The organism is Sphingomonas sp. P4_G2, from assembly GCF_056401155.1.
The window spans coordinates 253988-274822 of sequence record NZ_JBFUJY010000001.1; the positions used below are offsets into that span (position 1 = coordinate 253988).

A 20835-nucleotide genomic window follows, 5' to 3' on the forward strand; every position below is an offset into this window, starting at 1 on the left:
CGGGGCTCAATATTCCTTCCACACCGTGCGGCGGACGTAATCGGTGTAGCTCAGGATCAGCCGCACGACCTTTTCCGCCACGTCGGGTATGGCATAGTCCGCCGGCAGGCGCGGTCGGTCGGTGCGCGCCGCCAGCATCGCCAGGCCCTGCAGCACGCGTTCGCGGCCGAGGCCGGTCAGCATCACGACCGCTTCCTCCATCGCCTCGGGCCGCTCGTGCGCGTCGCGGATGTTGAGCGCGGGAAAGCCCAGGATGGCGGACTCCTCGCTGATCGTGCCGCTGTCCGACAGCACCGCGCGGGCATGAAGCTGGAGCGCGTTATAATCGAGGAAACCGAGCGGCTTCATCACTTGCACGCGGGAGTCGAAGGCGATCCCGAGCGCCTCGATCCGCTTGCGCGTCCGCGGATGCGCGCTGAACAGGATCGGCTCGTCGTGAAGCCCGGCGACTGCGCCAAGCGTCTCCGCGAGCTGGCGGAGGCGATCGTCGGCATCGACATTCTCCTCGCGGTGGCAACTCACCACGACGTAGCGCCCGCGCTCGACGCCCAGCCGGCGGTGGACGTCCGACGCGTCGATGCCCGGGCGGTAATGGTTCAGCACCTCGAACATCGGGCTGCCGGTCTTGATCACGCGGTCGGCGGGAAATCCCTCGGCGAGCAGATAGTCGCGCGCGATGGTCGAATAGGGCAGGTTGATGTCGGCGGTGTGGTCGACGATCCGGCGGTTGATCTCCTCGGGCACGCGCTGGTCGAAGCAGCGATTGCCTGCCTCCATGTGAAACACGGGAATGCGGCGGCGCTTGGCGGCGATCACCGCCAGGCAGCTGTTGGTGTCGCCCAGTACCAGCAGCGCCTCGGGCGCCTCGGCGGCGAGCACCTTGTCGGCGGCGATGATCACCTGGCCCATCGTCTCGACTGGGGTGCTGCCCGCGGCGTCGAGGAAATGGTCGGGGGCGCGCAAGGCCAGGTCGTCGAAGAAGACCTGGTTGAGCTCATGGTCGTAATTCTGCCCGGTATGGACGAGCAGATGATCGGTATGGCGATCGAGCGCGGCGATGACGCGCGACAGGCGGATGATCTCGGGGCGGGTGCCCAGGATCGTCATCACTTTCAGCTTCTTGGTCATAGCGGCAGCGCCACGGTATCGGGGCGGTCGCGGTCGAACACCTCGTTGGCCCAGACGATCGCCACCAGCTCGCCATCGCCGATATTGGTGACGTCATGGGTCCAGCCGGGGATCGTTTCGACCACCACCGGCTCGGCTGCCGAGGTGACGATCTCATGTTCGTCACCGCTCAGGATATGGCGAAATCGGAACCGCGCCTCGCCGTGGACAACGAGGAATTTCTCGACCTTGGTGTGATGGTAATGCCCGCCGCGCGTCACGCCGGGATGCGCGGTGAAATAGGATGTCTGCCCGGCGGTAGGCGTCTTGAGCATCTCGGTGAAGCTGCCGCGCGGATCGCGGTGCGCGACAAGGCGGTAGCTGAACGCGGCTTCGGGCAAATAGGAAATGAAGGTCGCGTAGAGCGTGCGCGACAAGCCGGTGCCGACGTCGCCGATTTCGCCGCTCGACCGGCGCGCAGCGAAACCGGCGATAAGGTCGGCGATCTCTCCGACACTGCTCGAATAGACCATTTCCGGGGCGACCACCCCTCTGGCTGTCGGCGGCGTGGCGATCAACGCGAGCCACTGGTCGATCAGATCGTCGACATGCAGTAGCCGCAACGGCGTGGCGCGGTCGTGGATATCGATCGGCAGCCCGCGCGCGATATTGTGGCAGAAGGTCGCGACCACCGAATTGTAATTGGGCCGTGCCCATTTGCCGAAGACATTGGGCAGCCGCCAGACCGACACCTCCGCCGCATCACCCAGGCCCAGCGCGACCTGTTCGCCTGCCAGCTTGCTGGCGCCGTAGGGCGTGTCCTCGGTCGCCTTTTGCGACGAGGCCATGATCACCAGCGGATGCCGGCCGCCGGCCGCGATCGCATCGGCCACCGAAGCGGTATAATCGCGATTGCCGCGCAGGAAGTCGCCGGGATCGTCGGGCCGGTTGACGCCGGCAAGGTGGAAGACCACGTCGCTCGCGCCCAGCGCCCGATACGCATCGTCGGTTTGGGTGTCGCGGGTGATCGGCAGGACCGGGTAATCGAGCTCGTCCAGCCGCACCGCGAGGTTACGCCCGATGAAGCCGTTCGCCCCGGTGATCGCGACCGTCGGCCGCTCAGCTTTCATCGACTGTTTCTCCCGCCAGCACGCCGCGAACATAAGGTAGCCGGCCGAGGATGTCCGCCAGTTCCGCGACCTCTAGCTGGCGCGTATTGTGCGAATTGAAGTCGTCGGCGCGCGACACCTGCTCCCGCCCGTCGCTGAAATAGGCGTCGTAATTGAGATCGCGATTGTCGGGCGCGACGCGAAAATAGGCGCCGCGATCCTCGGCCACCGCCATTTCCTCGCGGCTCAACAAGGTTTCGTGCTGCTTCTCGCCGTGGCGCGTGCCGATCACCCGGATCGGATGGTCGGGCCGGTCCATTACCGCGAGCACGGCGTGCGCGAGCTTCTCGATCGAGATGGCGGGCGCCTTCTGAACGAACAGATCGCCGTTGCTGCCATGATCAAAAGCGTAGAGGCACAGGTCGACCGCTTCGTCGAGCGTCATGACGAAGCGCGTCATCTCGGGGTCGGTGATGGTGATCGGCTGGCCGCGCAGCACCTGGCGCATGAACAAGGGCACGACCGAGCCACGCGAGGCGAGCACATTGCCATAGCGCGTCGCGGAGATCGCTGTGCCGCTGCCTTCCGCCATCCGTCCGCGCGCGATCGCGACCTTTTCCATCAGCGCCTTGGACATGCCCATCGCATTGACCGGATAGACTGCCTTGTCGGTCGACAGGCAGACGACGCGCTTCACGCCGTTCCTGATCGCCGCGTCGAGCACATTGGCGGTGCCGGTGATGTTCGTCGCCACCGCTTCCAGCGGATGGAATTCGCATGACGGCACCTGTTTCAAGGCGGCGGCGTGATAGATGAAGTCGACGCCGCGGCTGATCATTTCCATCGCGCGCGCGTCGCGGACGTCAGCGATATGGTATTTGATCCGCGCGTCGTTGAACCGCAGGCGCTGGTCTTCCTGCTTCTTCTCGTCGCGGCTGACGATGCGGATTTCGGCGATCGGCTGCGCCAGCAGATGGTGCAGGATGGTCGTGCCGAACGACCCGGTCCCGCCGGTGATCATCAATGTCCTGTCCGTGAAATCCCCCATGCCGAGCGCCGGCGTCCTTTCCGTCTGTCCCGGTTGGTCGATCCCTCCATCCTTGGTGCCCGGCGCGCGGCGAAGCGTTCACCCCGGTTGAACTTGGCGGCGCGCACATGGCCACTAAGCCGATGTGACAGGGCGTTTGGACACGATCGCACTTCCCCGGTTGCCGCAACGGAGTCTGTCGTGACTCTGCCGCGGCCGCTCATGGCGCTGCGCCATTTTGCCGTGTCGCGGCCGCGTCCGACCAAGCGCTGGATCGCGATGCTGGTCGACGGCTGCCTGTGCGCGATCACTTGCTATGCCGCGGTTATCCTACGGCTGGGTTTCTGGCCCGAACGCGACACGCCGTTCGGCTTGCTGGTCGCGGTGTCGATCGCGATCGCTCTTCCGCTGTTCTGGGCATTGGGCCTGTATCGCGAGATCTTCAGCCAGGCGGGCATCCGCGCGATCGTCAACATCGCCCGCGCCTGTGCGATCTATACCTTGCCGTTCGCGACCGTGTTCACCGTGATCAGCGTGTTCGGCATCCCGCGCACGATCGTGCTGATACAGCCGATCCTGCTGTTCGTGGGCATCGCCGGATCGCGCGTGCTCGCGCGCTATTGGCTGTTCGACGTGGCGGGTGCCGGCCGCGCGCCGCACCGACGCGTGCTAATCTATGGCGCGGGGTCGGCCGGGCGCCAGCTCTCGGCCGCGATCGCGCAAAGCAGTGAGATGGCGGTGGTCGGCTATTTCGACGACAGCCCCGCCTTGATCGGCAGCGTACTCGACGGGCGCCGGATCCATCATCCGGCGCGGATCGCCGAGGTGGTCGAGCGGCTCGGCGCCGACGAAATCCTGCTCGCGGTGCCGTCCGCCTCACGCGCGCGGCGCAATCAGATCATCGCCGACGCGCTCAGCGCCAACGCCCGGATCCGGACGCTACCCGGGTTGATGGACATCGCGCACGGTCGGGTCGAAGTCACACAGTTGCGCGACGTCGAGATCGAGGATCTGCTCGGCCGCGCCTCGGTCGAACCGGACGTCGCGCTGATGCACGGTCACATTCACGGCAAGGTCGTGATGGTCACCGGGGCGGGTGGATCGATCGGCAGCGAATTGTGCCGCCAACTCGCCAGGCGCGACCTCGCGGCGCTGCTGCTGGTCGAGATCAGCGAGTTCGGACTGTACGAGATCCACCGCGAGCTCGCCGCGCGCTATCCATCGCTCAAGGTCGTCCCTTTGCTCGGGTCGGTGTGCGACGGCGCGCGGATGGACGAAATCATCGGCGCTTGGCGGCCCGACACGCTCTATCACGCCGCCGCCTACAAGCACGTGCCGATCGTCGAGCACAATCCGGCGGAGGGCATCAGGACCAACGTGTTCGGTACCTGGACGCTGGCGCGCGCGGCGGCGCGCTGGCGCATTCGCGATTTCGTGCTGATCAGCACCGACAAGGCCGTGCGGCCGACCAACGTGATGGGGGCGACTAAGCGCGCCGCCGAGCTCGTGCTCCAGGCGCTCAATCAGGTGTCGCCGGGGACCAATTTCTCGATGGTGCGGTTCGGCAATGTGCTGGGGAGCAGCGGATCGGTCGTGCCATTGTTCCGCCAGCAGATCGCGGCGGGCGGCCCGGTGACGCTGACCGACCGCCGCATGACGCGCTATTTCATGACGGTGCCGGAGGCCGCCGAACTGGTGCTCCAGGCCGGCGCGATGGCGCGCGGCGGCGACGTCTTCGTGCTCGACATGGGACAGCCGGTCCGGATTCTCGACCTGGCGCGCAACATGATCGAACTGGCTGGGCTGGCGGTGCGCAACATCGACAATCCGGGCGGCGACATCGACATTGCCGAGATCGGGCTGCGGCCAGGCGAAAAGCTCTACGAGGAATTGCTGATCGGCAACGATCCCGCACCGACCGAGCACCCGCGCATCCTCAAGGCCGATGAAGATTTCCTGCCGATCGACGCGCTCCATGCCCGGCTCGATCGGCTCGAAAACGTACTCGATGCCGCCAGCCGCGGGCAGTTGATCGCGGCGCTGACCGAGCTCGTTCCCGAATTCCGTTGCGAGGGCGGGGTGGCCGATTGGGTCTATCGCGAAGCCGGGACGCCACCGGCGATGCCGGTCGCCACCGTCGCTTAGGTCGTGAGCCAAAAACGAGGGCGTCTGAAAATGGGTGGAAAGCGGTCGTCGTGAGAACCGGCTATTGGCAGCCCGCTGGCGCGACTTCGGAGTGATGCGGCGACACGATCAACTTGATGTTGCTGCCGGCCTTGCAGTCCCTCAACAGCTCTGGCGTCGTCTCAATCTGGCGCTCGGCTCCGTCGCTAGTAGCCACGACCAGGGTCGGATGATTCCCCAGATTATCGGCATAAGTCCCGAACCGGACTACTTTCGCTGTTTCGTAGGTCTGCGGTGCCGACCTTCTCCAGACAAATGCCCCAGCAAGACCGAGGGCAAGAAGGCTGAAGATGACGATAGCTTTGAGTTCGTCCCGCCAGCCAAATGTCCGATCATACATTCCTGTATCTTATAGGTTCTTGGCACGTCCGCAAATTGGGTCGCTTCCAGACTGGCTGCATTTGATGAGCCTAGCCTGGGGCTATTCCCGCGCAAACGCGCTATAAAGGCTGCGCATCTCGGCGACGAAGGCGTCGGCATCATGCTCGATCGCGAAAGCCTGGGCGTTGGCGGCGAGCCGCAGGCGTTCGTCCTCGTCGCCCGCCAGTCGCTCGATCGCATCGGCTAGCGCCTCGGCGTCGCCGATCGGGACAGCGATCGCCGCATCCGGCGCCCAATCGGCGATTTGACCGACTGCCGTGCCGACCGTTGGAACGCCGGCGACCGCGGCCTCGAGCGCGGCGATCGGGACGCCTTCGTGCCGCGAGCTCACCACCATCAGGTCGGCGCGCTCGATGAACGGGCGCACCGCAGCGTGTTCGACGAAACCGTGGAAGCGCACGCGATCGGTCAGGCCGAGATCGCGGCAGCGCCGCTGCACCGCGCCACCCAGCGTATCGAGCCCGATCAGGTCGAGTTCAAACGCTACGCCGCGTGTCGCCAGCACGTGCAATGCGCCCAGCAACGTCTCCTGGTCCTTAACCCGATTGAGATTGGCCACCTGAACCAGCCGCAGCGGAGCTGCCGGGTCGCGCGGTGTGGGCGCGCGCACTGGCCAATGGTCGAGGGCGACGCCGTAGCGGATGCAGGTCGCATCGATACCCAAGGCGGCAGCCTGGTCGCGCATCCACTCGCTCGGCACGATCACGCGCGTTGCCTGTCGAACCGCCAGGTCGACCCAGAAGCGCCCGCGCCGCGTCAGCCGCGCGCCATAGCCGATGTCGGGCATCGCGCTGAGGTCGCCTCCCGGGAGCGTCAGCAACGCCGGTACGCCGGTGAGCCGGGAGAACAGGGCAGCGGCGACGCCGGGGCCGCCCGCCCAGAAAGCATGGACGACGTCGAACCGACCGCGGCGATGTTCGCCCAGCATCTGGCCGAGCGTCCGCAGGCGGCGCGGCCGCGCGCCGGCATTATGGACCTGGGCACCGAGCAGCGGCCATCGCGCGGGGAGCTTCTCCTGCTGGAGGGCGAAGACATGGACCTCGTCCTCCACCGCCAGGCGTTCGATTAGCCATAGCAGGGCGGGAATGACCCGGTGCGTGCCCGACCGGTCGACGCCGCCGGGAACGACGATCGCGATCTTCATCGCCCGCGCTCGATCAGGTCGGCATAGATCGCGCAGAGCTGTGCGCCGATCCGGTCGAACGACAAATGCGCCTCGAAATGCTCGATCGCGCGGCGTCGCAACGCTACGCGATCCTGTCGCGCCAGGGCGACCAGCGCGCGCGCGAATTCCGCCGCATCGCCGACCGAGACCAAAGCGCCGACCGGTCCGGTGATAGCGCGGAACGGCGCGATGTCGCTGACGATCGGCGTGACGCCGCACGCCAGCGCTTCGATCAAGGCATAGCCCGATCCTTCGCAATGGCTGCCGAGCAGGAAGAAATCGCTGGCGTTGAGCAATGTCTCGATCCGCGCATGCGGCACGCAACCAAGCAGGTGGACGCGCCCGGCCAATGCTGGCGACGCGGCGATTCGCGCCTCGACCTCGGCCAGCAACGGCTGTTCGTGGAAGCAGCACCATAGTTGGATGCGGGGAAGGTCGCGCGCCGCGATCTCGATCGCCGCCAGGACCGTCAGCGGATCCTTGTTGTCGTCGAGCCGACCCACCCACAGAACCGCCGGATCGCCCTCCACCCCGATCCGTGCGCGCGCGGTTGCCTGGCTGGCGGGCGAAAACCGTGTCGAGCTTTCGGGCACGGCGAAGACGGGGACGCGCGGCGACAACTCGCCGGCATCGACGAACGGCTGCGCTTGCTCGGCGGCGGTGAAAGCGATGCCCGCGACATGCTCCAGCGCGCGGCGCCGCTTGCTCCCGCCGGCGCCCGCGCGGCTGGCATGGTCCTGCACCAGGATCGGTACGCCGAGCCGGCGCAGCGCACGCATGTAGCGAGGGAAATCGAGCCCGTTCACGTGCAGCACGTCCGGCGCGGTCGCCCGAACCGCGCGCGCCAGCCGTCCCGGCATTAGCCCGGTCGCGCGGCCGGGCAGCGCGGGTTCGGCGACGAAGCGATAGCGCACCCCGTCGCGAACGATCTCGGCATCGCGATGGAACGACTGGACAACGGTCACCTCGGCGCCGGCACGCTGCGTCGCGGTGGCGATGTCGGCGAGCGTCGGCCAGTCGGCGAGCAGGCGATCGGGGTCGATCTTCTCGCGCGGGCGAACGATGCCGATCTGGGTGACGCGGATCACCCGAACGCTTCCTGCAGCAGCGCGATTGCGGCGTCGGGATCGTCGGTCAGTTGGAGCCGCCACGCGCCATCCGCCGCCAGCGCCGCGACGGTCGCGGCGGATTCCTCGCGCAACAAATCGAAGCCGGGTTCGAGCTCAGCCAAATGCCGCGTCGCTTCCTCGGGCGCGATCGCCTCGAGTGCCGGCGTGTCGCCGCGCGCGAGCACGACCAGCGTCGAGTGATCGGCATATCGCGGGCCCGCCGGGAGCTGGACAGCATGCTTCACCTTGCCACCGCGCAAGCGGGTTTCGTGATCCCCGGGCGGCGCGTCACGCGGAAAGACGTGGATCGGTCGCGGCACTCCCCAGACGCGCAGGCGCGCGCCGTGCTCGACATACAACGTGTCGTCCGACAGCACCGCCAGGCCGCGCGCCATCGCGGCGAGCGCGAGCGTGCTCTTGCCCGACCCGCTCGCGCCCGCGAGCACCTTCACCGTATCGCCGATCATCACGCCCGACGCATGAACCGGCGTCCGCCCGCGCCGCGTCGCCAGGAACAGCAGCAGCGGGTCGAGGATCTGATCGGCCAACATACTCGGCGCATCGATCAACCGCGCCGGCACCCGACATCGCGCCGCACCGGTCGTCGCATCTGCCTCTCCGCGGATTCCTTCGCCTTCGATCGTCAGGCGTGAACCTTCGACGCGGATCGCCGGACTTACCCAATCGGCAGGCCCGTCGTCGCGCGCGAGCCGGAGAGTGATTTCCGGTTCGGGCATCGGCACTTCGATGAGCCAGTCGACAAGGGCCGCCCGAGCGGTCGCGAGCAAACGGGGATCGTCGGCGATGATCAGGGTCGCAATGCCAAACAGCGTCAGGTGGCAGTATCCGGCCTCGTCTTGCACCAATCCGTCCCCTGCTCGCGAGCCCGTCGGCGGCGTCCGAAAGGCGCACGCCGCGTGATTTTGTTCTCCCATTCGAACTTCATGGTTCATGACGCCAAGCAACAATCGAGAATGCGGCCTTATTCTCCGCTCTCGACGTTGATCGCCGCCGCCCTGGTGCGGCGCGAGGGGCATGCGGTCGCCTTGTTCGACGCGACCTTCGAACCCGGCATCGAGCGCTTCGAGGCGATGCTCGACGCGGTCCGCCCCAAGGCGGTCGTCGTCATGGAGGACAATTTCAATTTCCTGACCAAGATGTGCACCACGGTGCGCCGCGATACCGCGTTGGCGATGATCCGCGCGGCCGCCGCGCGGGGCTGCCGCGTCGCTGCCAACGGGCCCGACGTCAGCGACAATCCCGCCATGTATCTGGGCGCGGGTGCCGACGCCGTAGTGCTGGGCGAGGGCGAGAGCGCGGTGCTCGAACTGGTCGACCATTGGGAACGCGGCATCGGTGAGATTGGCGATATTGCCGGGTTGATCCTGCCCGACCTCGGCGCGACCCGGCCGCGGCGTGCGCAACAGGATCTCGATACCTTGCCGCACCCGGCCTGGGATCTGCTCGATATCGCCGCCTATCGCGCCGCCTGGACTGGCGCGCATGGTGAGTTTTCGTGGAACATCGCGACGTCGCGTGGCTGTCCCTATGCCTGCAATTGGTGCGCGAAACCAACCTTCGGCCGCCGCTACACGGTGCGATCGCCTGAAGACGTGGTGCGTGAGATGGCGCGGCTGAAGCGGGACGTCGCGCCGGATCATTTGTGGTTCACCGACGACATATTGGGCCTCGATATCGACTGGACCTGCGCGTTCGCCGACGAGGTTCGCCGCGCCGACGCGGCGATCCCCTTCACCATGCAATCGCGCGTCAACCTGATGACCGAACACAGCGTGGCGGCGTTGGCCGAAGCGGGCGCGCGAGAGGTGTGGCTGGGCGTGGAATCGGGGTCACAGAAGATTCTCGACGCGATGGACAAGGGTAGCAATGTCGAGGCCGCGCGCAGTGCGACGCGGACACTCCAGGCGCACGGCATCAAGGCCTGCTGGTTCATCCAGCTCGGCTATCCGTCGGAAGGGTGGGACGACCTGATCGCCACCCGCGACCTGATCCGCGACGAGGCGCCCGACGAGATCGGGGTGTCGGTTTCCTATCCTTTGCCCGGCACCGATTTCTACGAGCAGGTCCGCGCGCAACTTGGCCGGCAGCGTAACTGGAAGGATACCGGCGACCTGGCGATGCTGTTCCAGGGCACCTACGACACCACCTTCTACCGCAAGATCCGTGACCTCCTGCACCATGAGGTCGAACAGAGGGCACGCGACGATGCGGCCTGGGCACGGCTAGAGGAACTGACGCATGATCATCGGTCGCCGAGCCCGTTCCGCCTCGCCGTCGGGTCCTGACGCATGTCCGTGCGCGACCTGTCGTCGGCCGCTCTGGCGTTCGATTCGATCGCCGAGGGGTTCGACGCGCGCTTCACGCCCTGGCTCAGCGTCGCGGCGCAGCGCCGAGCGGTGCGCGAGACGCTCGCAGCGACCTTCGCGCCCCGGTCGCGGCTGATCGAGCTTGGCGGCGGCACGGGCGACGATGCTCTGTGGATGGCGGGGCGCGGGTACCGGGTGTTGATGACCGATCCGTCGCCGGCGATGGTGGGAGTCGCTGCGGCCAAGTTCGCCGGGCGCCCGATGCTCGCCGCCGAGGTTGCGCCGGCGGAGGATCTCTCCGCGATCCATGGAATGTTCGACGGCGCCTGGTCGACCTTTGCCGGTCTCAATTGCGTCGCCGATCTCGCGCCGGTCGGACAAGGGCTGGCGCGCTTGCTGCGCCCGGGGGCTTCGGCGTTGCTGGTGGTGTTCGGGACGTGCTGCCCGGGCGAGATGCTGGTCGAGGCATTGCGCGGGCGCCCGCGCAACATGTTCCGCCGTCGCGCGCGCGGGCCAGTGCCGGCACGCCTCAACGGGCACGATTTCACCGTGGTCTATCATCGCCGTCGCGATCTTGCCGCTGCGCTGTCGCCCTGGTTCGAGCTCGCCGGGCGCCAGGGCATCGGCCTGTTCGTCCCGCCGAGCGCGGCCGAGCCGTGGATCTCGCGCCACCCGCATCTGCTTGCCGGGCTCGACGCGCTCGACGACGCGCTGGGAAAGCCGCTGGCGATGTTTGGCGACCATATCCTCTATCGCTTCGTGCGGACCGAGGCGGCCGCATGACCGAGGCGGCGCTCGCCCAATTCGCGGCCGATTATGCCGAGCATCGCGCCGCCGAGGGCAGGGGCTATGCCGGGGATGCGCTGCTCAGCCTGCCCTATCTGAAGGACGGCCCGTTCGCCGCGCAATGGGCAGTGCGCGCGCGCAGTTTCGAGGCGTTGATGGCGCGGATCGTCCGACCGCTTGCAGCGACGCGAGGCGCGCTCACCATGCTCGATCTCGGCGCGGGCAATTGCTGGCTGAGCTATCGTGTCGCGCTCGAAGGGCATCATGCCATCGCGATCGACATCCGCGACGACGCGGTTGATGGGTTGGGGGCCGGGTCACCTTTCGTCGCGCGGGCACCAGGCGGGATCGACCGCATCACCGCCTCGTTCGACGCCATCCCGCTCGATGCGGCGAGCGCCGATCTGACGGTGTTCAACGCCGCGTTACACTATGCGACCGACCTGTCGGCGACGCTGACGGAGGCGGTGCGCGTGACGCGGCCGGGCGGCCGGATCATCATCCTCGATTCTCCCTTCTACACCCGCGAGCGCGACGGGCTGGCGATGGTCGCCGAGAAACGCGCGCAGGCGGCGCAGCATTTCGGCGCGCGCGCCGATAGCCTGCTTGGGCTGCCATTCATCGAATTCCTCACCCGCGATCGGTTGGCCGCGGCGCCTGAGCTCGATTGGCGGCGACATTGGATATTGTATCCAATCAGCTATGAACTGCGCCCAATCAAGGCTGCGTTGCGGCGGGCACGCGTGCCATCGCGGTTCGACCTCTGGGTCGCCGAACGGCCATGATCCTCTTGGTCAATCCACGCGCCACGCGCCCAGGCAACCGCCGTTTCCCACTATCGGTGATGGCGGTCGGTGCGGGACTGCCGGCACATCGCAGTTGGGAGATCGTCGACGGCAATCTGCCGCATATCGACCTGTTTGCGGCGATCTGCGACTGGGTCGAGACGCGCGCTGGGGGCAATGATCCGGTCACCGCGATCGCGCTGACGGTGATGCCGGGCCCGCAATTGGTCAGCGCGGTGCCGCTGTCGCGCGCGCTCAAGCAACGCTTCCCCGCCATCCCCATCATCTGGGGCGGCAATTTCGGCAGCCTCTATCCCGAGCCGGTGCTCAACGCGCCTTATGTCGATTGGGCGATCCGCGGGCAGGGGGAGAACGCTTTCGCCGAATTGCTCGACGCGATCGAGGGCAAGCGCGATCCGCGCACGATCGCCGGTATCGCTTTCCGCGAGCCCGACGGGACCCATTTCAAGGCGCCCGAGCGGATCTGGCTCGGTCCCGACGATCTGCCCGAGCCGCCCTATCACAAGATCGACGTCGCCCAGTATCTCCACCCGACCTTTCTCGGCCGCAAATCGGGAGTCTATCAGGCGTCGATCGGCTGCCCGTTCGGGTGCAATTTCTGCGGCGTGATCTCGGTGTTCGGGCGGCGCGAGAAGGTCCAGTCACCCGCCCGCACGGCCGAGCACCTCCGTTTCCTGTCGCGCGACTACGGGATGGATTCGGTCCATTTCTACGACAACAATTTCTTCCTCAACGAACCGCACGCGCGCGAGATCGCGGACGCCTTCGCGCCGCTCGGGCTGCGCTGGTGGTGCGAAGCGCGGGTCGACACGTTGACGCGCTTTTCCGACGACACCTGGCGCAAGCTGAAGGCAGCCGGATTGACGATGGTGTTCTGCGGCGCCGAATCCGGGTCGGACGAAATCCTCAAGAAGATGAACAAGGGCACGACCACCGATCAGATCGTGCAGACCGCCGCCAAGTGTCGCGAACATGGCATCATCCCCGAATTCTCGTTCGTGTTCGGCGATCCCGACGAGCCCGAGCGCGAGATCGAGAATACGCTGACCTTCATCCGCAAGCTGAAGGTCATCAACCCGGCGATGGAGTTGATCAGCTATTTCTACACGCCGACGCCGCAGCGCCGCGACATTTATGGCGATATCGATCCGCTGGCGGGCACGCCCGAGGCGCTCGAGGAATGGATCGAGCCCGAATGGGTGACATGGATGACGCACGAAAACCCGCACACGCCGTGGCTCGAGCAACGGCTGAAGACGCGGGTCGACGATTTCGAACTGGTGCTCAAGAGCCGCTTCCCCTCGGTCCACGATCGCCGCACGCGCGGCTGGGGCAAGGCGCTGGGGCAGATCGCGGCGCGGCGGCGTTGGGCGCGCGAGGATTATGCCGAGCCGCATTTCCTGCGCCGCATCCGTAAACTCGCGCGGATCGTGCCGGACGACGATCAGCTCTACGGGCATTTGCGGCCCTCCGCGGAGTCAGTCGCGACCGAAGCTGCCGAGTAACTGCCAGGCGCGCGCGCGATAGATTTCAAGGCTGCGTCGGAGCGATGCGTGCGGGACGAGATCGGCGGCGATCTGCCGAGCCCAGCCCTCCATCCCGCGCGTCCACATGAAATGCATGGCCAGGGACGGCCGCCCGATGCGTTGGGCAGTCGCCGGGGTAAGGCGCCGGACGATCCCCACCGCGCGGCGCGACGCCGCACGCGCACTTTCCGACAGGATATGGCGAGGTATCGTCCCGGGGGCCAGCTGTTCAGCAAAGGCCAACGCGGGATAAGCGTAGCCGAAGGCGTCGGCGGCGGTAGCGAGCGCTGCGAAGTCGGGCCACGACAGGCGACCCGACGCCGTATCATTGCGAATGACCAGCACCAGTTCGACCAACCGCAGCAAGGTCAGATTGTGCAGCCCGTGCCCGGCATGGACCGCGAGGTGCAAGGCGAGCAGCGGCTGGTCGAGCGTGTAGCCAGCTTCCCTGCCGGCCCAGCGGCGCCCGCTCTGCATCGGCTGACCGAGATCTAGCCGTGCGATCGGAGCGCCAGGCGCTGGAGCGATGTCGAGCGAGTGGTGGAGGTCGACGGTCCAGGGATCGTCGCGATGGACCAGATAGAGTGACGCTGGCTGAGTCGCGGCAGCTCTCTCGCGCCAGCTGCTTTCGAACGTGCCGCGCGATGCCGGCACAAGACCGCGGGACGATAGGACCCGCTCGGCCGCGGCTCGTTTGCCGCGCTCGACCAGGAGATCGATATCCGATGCGGGGCGGGTTCCCGGAGCGGGAAAATACGCGCTTTCGGTATGGAGTCCCTTGAGCACTATTGATTTGATTCCGGCCGAATCGAGTGCGGCGGTGATCGCGGTACAGGCCCGGCGCAACCGCCCCGCGCGGTCGCGATTGTGGCGCAGATGCTCGCGTAGAGTCGCGGCAATCGCATCTGGAGCGGAAATCAGCCCGCGGTCGACCCACCAGCCGAGTAATGGCCCCATGCCCGACACATAGCCGGCAAGCCCGATTGCTGCGGCGTCGCTGGTCAGTTCGGCCGCATCCCCAGCCAGGACTTGATGCGTCACGGTTGCGAGCTGTTCCATTGCCGCTTGGCGCCGCGCTCGATCCACCTCGGGCCACAGCCATATCGGATTGCCGCGCGCACCCGCGCGCCGCAGCCGCGATCCGATCTCCTCCGTCGTGATGATGGGCATGGCGCGGGACAAACCACCGTCGGCGGCTCCATAGCACGGTTCCGTCTCCGGCATTGGGCCGGCGATAATCTCTCTATCTGCGGCCATCCGCTCGTTGGTGGTTGTAATCGGACACTTAGTTCAACGCGGGGCCGCGACTTGCATGGGATTGTGTGCACGTCCGCTCATAGAGGCGGAAAAGTGATCGCCCGCACCTGCTGGCTGACGACCACCGCGTCGAACTGCCGGAGCGGGATGATGATCTGCTCAAGGGCGAACTTCTGCAGCGACTTCATCCGTTGAAATCTGAGCATCGCTCGTTCGCGCCGTTGGAACCAGAGGTGGCAGTTTTCCACCCTGTTGTTGGTCCAACATCCGACCTCTTGCTTCTCGGTGTTCCCGAGCTCGTTCAGTGCGGCCCGGTAGGATCGTAGACCGTCGGGGGTGATAGCATCCGGAGAGCCATGGCGCTTCAGCCCCTTCTTCATGACGCGCAGCGCCGCCTCGTTGTCTCGGGCTCACTTCGCCGGCATCACGGGCGCCCGCTGGTAGTCCTTTGCAATCCAATCGCCTTGTGATTCTGCTCAGGTATCGATATCAGAGCGGGATTCAAAAGATAAACGGGGAGGCCAAATGCGGCACAGCTTTCTTGGATTGGCGATGCTCGTACTCGGACATGCCACGGCTGCGTCCGCGGGCGACCTCTTCACCTATCAGGTCCCACCAGCCCTTCTATACGCGGACCACAACGACGACTTCACGGTACAGGCCCGCACGCCCGGCGGCGAGTGGAAGGACCTCTACGAATGGAAGGTCATGGTCGATCTCGATCAGCGTCAGGACGCTTCGATGGTCTACTTCGACTTCACCGGAGCGGTGGAGGTGCGCATACAGAAGAACAACGGGACGTTCTCGAAGGTGGCGATCGGCCCGCGTGCAGGCGCCCCGAAGCCGGTAGTCCGTGATGGCAAGGTCTACCTTACGCTGGACCATCCCCAGAATTTCGCCGTCTTCTTCGATGACGACCACCTGCACAACCTCCACGTCTTCGCCGGCGCTCCCGTGCCGGTGCCGGAAGGGCCCTCGGTCAGGCGCTTCGGCCCCGGCCTCCATGTTCCCGAAGGCGGCGGCGGGACGTTCGAGGTGCGTTCCGGCGAGACGGTGTACATGGACGGTGGTGCGGTCATGCTCGGCACCTTCCACGTGGGCGACGCGCACGACGTGAAGATCCTCGGGCATGGCCTTATCCTTCCGCCGACCGGCGGCAAGGGTGCACAGTTCCTGATCGAGAAGTCGCAGAACGTGACCGTCGAAGGGCCGATCGTGACTCAGGCCGACGCTGGGGTCGGTCGGTCGGTCATGTCGAAGGACGTCCGCATCGCCGACGTGAAGGGCATCGCCGGTGGCCAGTGGACCGACGGCATCAACATCTACAGTTCGGAGCGGGTCACGCTCGACCGCCTGTTTCTGCGCACGTCCGACGACTGCGTGACGGTTTATGCGCATCGTGGAGAAATCTACGGCGACTCGCGTGACATCCGCGTCACCAACTCGACGCTCTGGGCCGACATCGCGCACGCCATGTTCATCGGCATTCATGGCAACTCGATCGATCCCGAGACGATCGAACGGGTGACATTCGACAATATCGACGTGGTCGACCTCGACGAGGACGATCCCGAGTTCGAAGGCGTGATGGCGATCCTAGCCGGCGACGCCAACCTGGTCCGCGACGTGACGTTCAGCAACATCCGGGTCGACCGGATCGAGGAAGGCAAGCTCTTCAACTTCCGCGTCGGCTTCAACGGCAAGTACAACACCAGCCCGGGCCGCGGCATACAGCACGTCGTCCTGCGCAACGTCTCCTACCCCGGCATCGGCATGCCGAGTGCATCGGTGATCGGCGGCTACGATGCCAAGCGCGGCGTCGACGATGTGCTGCTCGACAACGTAACGATCGCGGGCCGCCGGATAGATCTACGGGATCCCGAGGCCGTGAAGGTCGGGCCATTTGCGACGAACGTGCGGTCGCGGTGACGCTCGCGCGCGCCCTGGCAGCGGTGCTCGCTGTATCCGCGCCGGCCGGCGCGGCGCCGTGGCAGCCGGACCTCGGTGACGGCACCTATCGTAACCCGATCCTCGCCGGCGACTATTCGGATCCCGACGTCGTGCGGGTGGGACAGGACTTCTACCTGGTCTCGTCCTCGTTCACGAACGTTCCCGGGCTGCCCATTCTGCATTCGCGCGATCTCGTAAACTGGACGATCGTTGGCCACGCCCTCGACAATCTCGAACCGGCCGCCCAATTCTCGACGCCGCGCAGGGGCGGTGGCGTCTGGGCCCCCACGATCCGCCATCGCGACGGCCTGTTCGTGATCTACTATCCTGATCCCGATCACGGCATCTTCCGCGTCACGGCCAAGGATCCGCGCGGGCCCTGGTCTTCACCAACGCTGGTGTGGGATGCCAAGGGGGCGATCGATCCCGCACCGTTCTGGGACGATCGGGGACGCGGCTGGCTGGTGAACGCGTGGGCCGGAAGCCGCGCGGGTTTCAACAACGTCATCACGCTCAACCGGCTAAGTGCCGACGGCAGCCATGTGGTCGGGGAGGGGCGAGTCATCATCGATGGCAAGGACCTCGCTCCCGTCGAGACCCGTGATGGCGCTCGCCGTTGGAGCGTGATCGAGGGCCCCAAGCTCTACGCGCGCGGTGGGTGGTTCTACGTTTTCGCGCCTGCCGGCGGGGTGAAGCAGGGGTGGCAGGGAGTCTTCCGATCCAGGAACATCGAGGGTCCCTACGAAGCGCGCAACGTCATGGATCAGGGAACGACCGACGTTAACGGTCCTCACCAGGGCGCATGGGTGACTACGTCACAGGGCGAGGACTGGTTCATCCATTTCCAGGATCGCGACGGCTATGGGCGGGTGGTCCACCTGGAGCCGATGGCGTGGCGCGACGGCTGGCCGGTGATCGGAGCCGATCCCGATGGCGACGGTCGGGGCGAACCCGTGACGACGCACGCAAAGCCGCGCGTCCCACTTCAGCCGATCCGCACGCCGCAAGCGAGCGATGAGTTTGAGGCGAGGCCGCACCTTGGATGGCAGTGGAACAGCAATCCCGCCAGCGACTGGTGGACGATTGCCGATGGATCGTTGCGTCTCAAGTCGGTCACGGCGCCGGCCGATCTCTATGAAGCCGGGAACCTGCTGTCGCAGAAGCTGCCCGCTGTCCGGTTTTCCGCGACTGCGAAGGTCGTCTTCTCGGCTGAGCATGTCGGTGAGCGCACCGGACTTGCTCTCGCAGGCCAGACCTATGCCTTCATAGGTCTTGAAAGAACCGCCGACGGAACCCGCGTCGTCGAGGCCTCGTCGGGCGCGGCTGGGGAAACGAAGGCTTGGGGACCCTTGGTGCCGACCGGCCAGGTATGGCTGAAGATGCGGGTCGAGCCCGTCGAGGAGGCGTTGGAGCCGCCAAAGGATCCGGAATTCGATCAGCCGGCGATGCGTCGGGCGGTCGAGCCGAAGGTGCGGTTCAGCTATAGTCTCGATGGAGAGCATTTCATCGATCTGGGCGGTGCGTTCATCGGGACCGCGGGCAAGTGGGTCGGCGCGCAGATCGGGCTTTTCGCAACGGCGCCCTATGGAACGCCAGCAGCGGTCGCGACGAAGGCCGGCCATGCCGATTTCGACTGGTTCAGGATCGGTAACTGAGGTGGGACCGACCGGCATCTCCTGTCACGGACGCTAGGGTGGCCGGCGTTGTCGCTCATCGATAGGAAATCCCCGAGACGTTCGGTCCGATGGCGAGCAGGTCGGGAGAAGGCCCGGTCAAGCGGGTCCCCGCGATGCGCACGAACATGATGACGTTGGAACCCGACGGGTTGGACGAGCGGTCGATGCTGCCGGCCAAGACGTGCCCCTCTCCATTCTCTCATCGTTGGGTTGCGCCGACCGTCGGGACTCGCCGCATCGTCCAACCCTGCAGATCGTGCAGGTATAAGTTATCGATATCAATGGATCTTCGGATTGTCATCCGCCAGAACGTCGCCGACGGAGAGAGGGGTGCGCCACATGGGCCACGTCCTTCCGTTCGACAGGCGCGGTCGGTTGCGATCCTGACGGATATCGATATCAGCACGATCGAAGGAAGCCAGGCGGACATATCGACCGGTGAGGAGGGCTAAAGATGGGCGACACGAACCTGGTAGTCGGACGGCGCGACATTCTTGCCGGTCTGGGTACGGCCGCGATCGGATCGGCTTTGGCGATCCCAGCCCAAGGGAAAGTGTCCCACGGCTTGGTGGTCCGGTCCCCAGACGGACGCATTCGTCTCGAACTGCACCTGGCCCGTCCGGAATTGCCGCCGCGCTGGAGTGCTTCCTTCGAAGGGCGCTCGGTGCTTCGCGAAGGAAGCTTGGCGTTGCGTCTTCAGGACGGCTCGCTGCTGGGCCCGAATGCAAGCCTGACCGGACAGTCGCGGGCAAGCCACCGTGGCGTCTGGACCCCACCCTATGGAACGGCCGCGAGATACGACGAAAGCTACGAGGAGTTGACCGCGCTCTTTCGGGACGCGCGTCGTCAGGTCAGCTTTGCTGTGATCATCCGGGTGCACGATCATGGTTTCGCGCTCCGGTACAGGATCGAAACGGCTGCAAAGGCGGTGATCCGCCTATCCGCGGAAGAGACCGAGTTCGCATTGCCGCAGGGATCGAAGGTATGGAGCAGCAGAGACGAGGGGGAGTATCTGAAGTCCTCGGCGCTGCGCATGGACCCGGTCCCGGATCCCCCGCTCACACGCAGTTCCGACGCCGGCCCTATGGCGGACCTTCCGCTGACGGTCCTGACGCCCGATGGGCTCGCGCTTTCGCTCGCAGAGGCGGACCGGTTTGACTATCCCCGCCTTGCGTTTCGTCCTGGTCCGGCGGCAGACTGCATCCTGTCCCATCTGATGCGTTTTCCCGGTCGTGCGACGGGCTGGTCGGGCCCTGGCGACACACCGCCGGAGATGTCGTTCGATGTCGCTGTGCCCTTCTCGACTCCATGGCGGGTCGTGGCCGTTGCGCGCAGTCAGGTCGAACTCATCGATAGGGCCGGTCTGCCGGCATTGTTCGCTGCGCCGAACCGCCTCGGGAACACTGATTGGATCCGGCCCGGCAAGGCGGTCCGAGTGCGCGTACCCTATACGACTGCCCGGGCGCTCGCGTGCGTCGAATTCGCCAGACGTCGCAAGCTCTCCTACGTCCTCTTCGACGCGCACTGGTATGGTGACGGCACCGATCCCAGCGATGCGTCCGTCCCGGTTGTAGGTCTCGACATCGAAAGGGTGATCCGCGAGGCAAGGGCAGCCGGTGTCGGAACCCTGCTCTACGTTGACCGCGTCCCCGCGATGCGCCAGTTGCCGCAGCTTCTGTCGACCTACCGCCGATGGGGCGCTGCCGGCATGAAGTTCGGCTTCATGTGGGAAGGCCGTCAGAGCGACGTGCGGTTCGTCGACCGCCTCGTGGAGAAGTGTGGTCGCGCTGGCTTCGTCGTCAGCCTTCATGACGATTTGCGCCCAGCAGGCCTCGAACGTACCTGGCCAAACTACCTGTCGTTGGAAGGCGTCAGAGGGAACGAGCACTTCCCAACCGCGCGTCACAACGTGACGCTCCCGTTCACCCGCTGCATCGCGGGCCCGATAGACTACACGATTTGCTACGCTCTCGACCGAAACCAAACCACAAACGCGCACCAACTCGCGGCCGCGGTGGTCTATTACAGTCCGCTTACGCTGCTCTATTGGTATGACGAACCCGACAAGTTCGCGACCGGCAATTGGGACGCGCTCGAGTGGTTCGACGCGTGCCCGACTACGTGGGACGAAACCCGCGCGCTGTCCGGAGCTATCGGCGAGCACGTCGCGATCGCGCGCCGCAGCGGAAGCCGCTGGTTCGTCGGAGCCATGACGAACGAGGATGGGCGAAAACTTCGTCTCCCGCTCGCTTTCGTGAAGGCCGGCCATTGGACGGCAAGAATATTCTCTGATGGCGAACCCGCGGAACAGCCGTGGAGAACGCCGGTCATGATCTCGGAACGCCGGGTCGATTCGAACGATGTGCTCGAGCTGACGCTCGCCGCTTCCGGAGGCGCCGCAATAATCCTGACGCCCGCCTGAGGC

17 protein-coding genes and 1 pseudogene are annotated in these 20835 nt (G+C 66.0%); 8 read left to right on the plus strand and 10 right to left on the minus strand.

What is annotated here, in order from left to right:
• Window positions 1-6: 6 nt before the first annotated feature.
• Genes wecB through AC1DRD_RS01105 form a run of 3 tightly spaced genes read right to left on the minus strand, consistent with a single transcriptional unit; the run spans window position 7 to window position 3264 of the window.
• A complete protein-coding gene (gene wecB / locus AC1DRD_RS01095) occupies window positions 7-1128 on the minus strand; it encodes a non-hydrolyzing UDP-N-acetylglucosamine 2-epimerase (protein ID WP_478039686.1) in 1122 nt (373 codons plus the stop codon).
• Entirely contained in the window at window positions 1125-2237 is a 1113-nt protein-coding gene (locus tag AC1DRD_RS01100; protein ID WP_478039688.1) for a polysaccharide biosynthesis C-terminal domain-containing protein, read from the minus strand. Before AC1DRD_RS01100 ends, wecB begins: the two co-directional genes overlap by 4 nt.
• A complete protein-coding gene (locus AC1DRD_RS01105) occupies window positions 2227-3264 on the minus strand; it encodes a polysaccharide biosynthesis protein (protein WP_478039690.1) in 1038 nt (345 codons plus the stop codon). The genes AC1DRD_RS01100 and AC1DRD_RS01105 overlap by 11 nt, the downstream gene beginning before the upstream one ends.
• Before the next feature lie 180 nt (window positions 3265-3444).
• Here AC1DRD_RS01105 and AC1DRD_RS01110 point away from each other — a divergent pair, with 180 nt between their 5' ends.
• Window positions 3445-5388 (plus strand): polysaccharide biosynthesis protein, encoded by a 1944-nt coding sequence (locus tag AC1DRD_RS01110; protein ID WP_478039692.1) that lies wholly within the window; start codon window positions 3445-3447, stop codon window positions 5386-5388.
• Window positions 5389-5449: 61 nt separating this feature from the next.
• Here AC1DRD_RS01110 and AC1DRD_RS01115 read toward each other — a convergent pair whose 3' ends face one another.
• From AC1DRD_RS01115 to AC1DRD_RS01130, 4 genes are all read right to left on the minus strand, one after another.
• Window positions 5450-5767, minus strand: a complete 318-nt coding sequence (locus tag AC1DRD_RS01115) for a hypothetical protein (RefSeq protein ID WP_478039694.1) — start codon at window positions 5765-5767, stop codon at window positions 5450-5452.
• A gap of 81 nt (window positions 5768-5848) precedes the next feature.
• Window positions 5849-6952, minus strand: a complete 1104-nt coding sequence (locus AC1DRD_RS01120; protein ID WP_478039696.1) for a glycosyltransferase — start codon at window positions 6950-6952, stop codon at window positions 5849-5851.
• Window positions 6949-8061 carry a glycosyltransferase family 4 protein gene (locus AC1DRD_RS01125; protein WP_478039698.1) on the minus strand — a complete coding sequence of 371 codons (1113 nt, stop codon included), beginning with the start codon at window positions 8059-8061 and terminating at the stop codon, window positions 6949-6951. The genes AC1DRD_RS01120 and AC1DRD_RS01125 overlap by 4 nt, the downstream gene beginning before the upstream one ends.
• Entirely contained in the window at window positions 8058-8945 is an 888-nt protein-coding gene (locus AC1DRD_RS01130) for a hypothetical protein (protein WP_478039699.1), read from the minus strand. Before AC1DRD_RS01130 ends, AC1DRD_RS01125 begins: the two co-directional genes overlap by 4 nt.
• A gap of 54 nt (window positions 8946-8999) precedes the next feature.
• Here AC1DRD_RS01130 and AC1DRD_RS01135 point away from each other — a divergent pair, with 54 nt between their 5' ends.
• Genes AC1DRD_RS01135 through AC1DRD_RS01150 form a run of 4 tightly spaced genes read left to right on the plus strand, consistent with a single transcriptional unit; the run spans window position 9000 to window position 13506 of the window.
• The gene (locus AC1DRD_RS01135; protein ID WP_478039701.1) at window positions 9000-10388 is read left to right on the plus strand and encodes a B12-binding domain-containing radical SAM protein; all 1389 of its coding nucleotides are present in this window, start codon (window positions 9000-9002) and stop codon (window positions 10386-10388) included.
• Window positions 10389-10391: 3 nt separating this feature from the next.
• Window positions 10392-11192 (plus strand): class I SAM-dependent methyltransferase, encoded by an 801-nt coding sequence (locus AC1DRD_RS01140; protein WP_478039703.1) that lies wholly within the window; start codon window positions 10392-10394, stop codon window positions 11190-11192.
• A complete protein-coding gene (locus tag AC1DRD_RS01145) occupies window positions 11189-11980 on the plus strand; it encodes a class I SAM-dependent methyltransferase (RefSeq protein WP_478039705.1) in 792 nt (263 codons plus the stop codon). Before AC1DRD_RS01140 ends, AC1DRD_RS01145 begins: the two co-directional genes overlap by 4 nt.
• Window positions 11977-13506 (plus strand): B12-binding domain-containing radical SAM protein, encoded by a 1530-nt coding sequence (locus AC1DRD_RS01150; RefSeq protein WP_478039707.1) that lies wholly within the window; start codon window positions 11977-11979, stop codon window positions 13504-13506. The genes AC1DRD_RS01145 and AC1DRD_RS01150 overlap by 4 nt, the downstream gene beginning before the upstream one ends.
• Here AC1DRD_RS01150 and AC1DRD_RS01155 read toward each other — a convergent pair.
• Entirely contained in the window at window positions 13480-14586 is a 1107-nt protein-coding gene (locus AC1DRD_RS01155) for a nucleotidyltransferase family protein (RefSeq protein ID WP_478039709.1), read from the minus strand. The two genes, AC1DRD_RS01150 and AC1DRD_RS01155, sit on opposite strands and share 27 nt — an antisense overlap.
• 362 nt (window positions 14587-14948) lie before the next feature.
• Window positions 14949-15191: pseudogene (locus AC1DRD_RS01160) on the minus strand (DDE-type integrase/transposase/recombinase); the annotation flags it as partial.
• A 118-nt stretch (window positions 15192-15309) separates the two neighbouring features.
• On the opposite strand from AC1DRD_RS01160, the gene AC1DRD_RS01165 reads away from it, so the two are divergent.
• Both AC1DRD_RS01165 and AC1DRD_RS01170 read left to right on the plus strand, forming a co-directional pair.
• Window positions 15310-16713 carry a glycosyl hydrolase family 28 protein gene (locus tag AC1DRD_RS01165; protein ID WP_478039711.1) on the plus strand — a complete coding sequence of 468 codons (1404 nt, stop codon included), beginning with the start codon at window positions 15310-15312 and terminating at the stop codon, window positions 16711-16713.
• A complete protein-coding gene (locus tag AC1DRD_RS01170; RefSeq protein WP_478032719.1) occupies window positions 16710-18389 on the plus strand; it encodes a glycoside hydrolase family 43 protein in 1680 nt (559 codons plus the stop codon). The genes AC1DRD_RS01165 and AC1DRD_RS01170 overlap by 4 nt, the downstream gene beginning before the upstream one ends.
• Window positions 18390-18444: 55 nt before the next feature.
• Here AC1DRD_RS01170 and AC1DRD_RS01175 read toward each other — a convergent pair whose 3' ends face one another.
• Window positions 18445-18588 carry a hypothetical protein gene (locus AC1DRD_RS01175; RefSeq protein WP_478032717.1) on the minus strand — a complete coding sequence of 48 codons (144 nt, stop codon included), beginning with the start codon at window positions 18586-18588 and terminating at the stop codon, window positions 18445-18447.
• A gap of 276 nt (window positions 18589-18864) precedes the next feature.
• Here AC1DRD_RS01175 and AC1DRD_RS01180 point away from each other — a divergent pair, with 276 nt between their 5' ends.
• The gene (locus AC1DRD_RS01180; protein WP_478032715.1) at window positions 18865-20832 is read left to right on the plus strand and encodes a glycoside hydrolase family 97 protein; all 1968 of its coding nucleotides are present in this window, start codon (window positions 18865-18867) and stop codon (window positions 20830-20832) included.
• The last annotated feature ends 3 nt before the right edge of the window (window positions 20833-20835 follow it).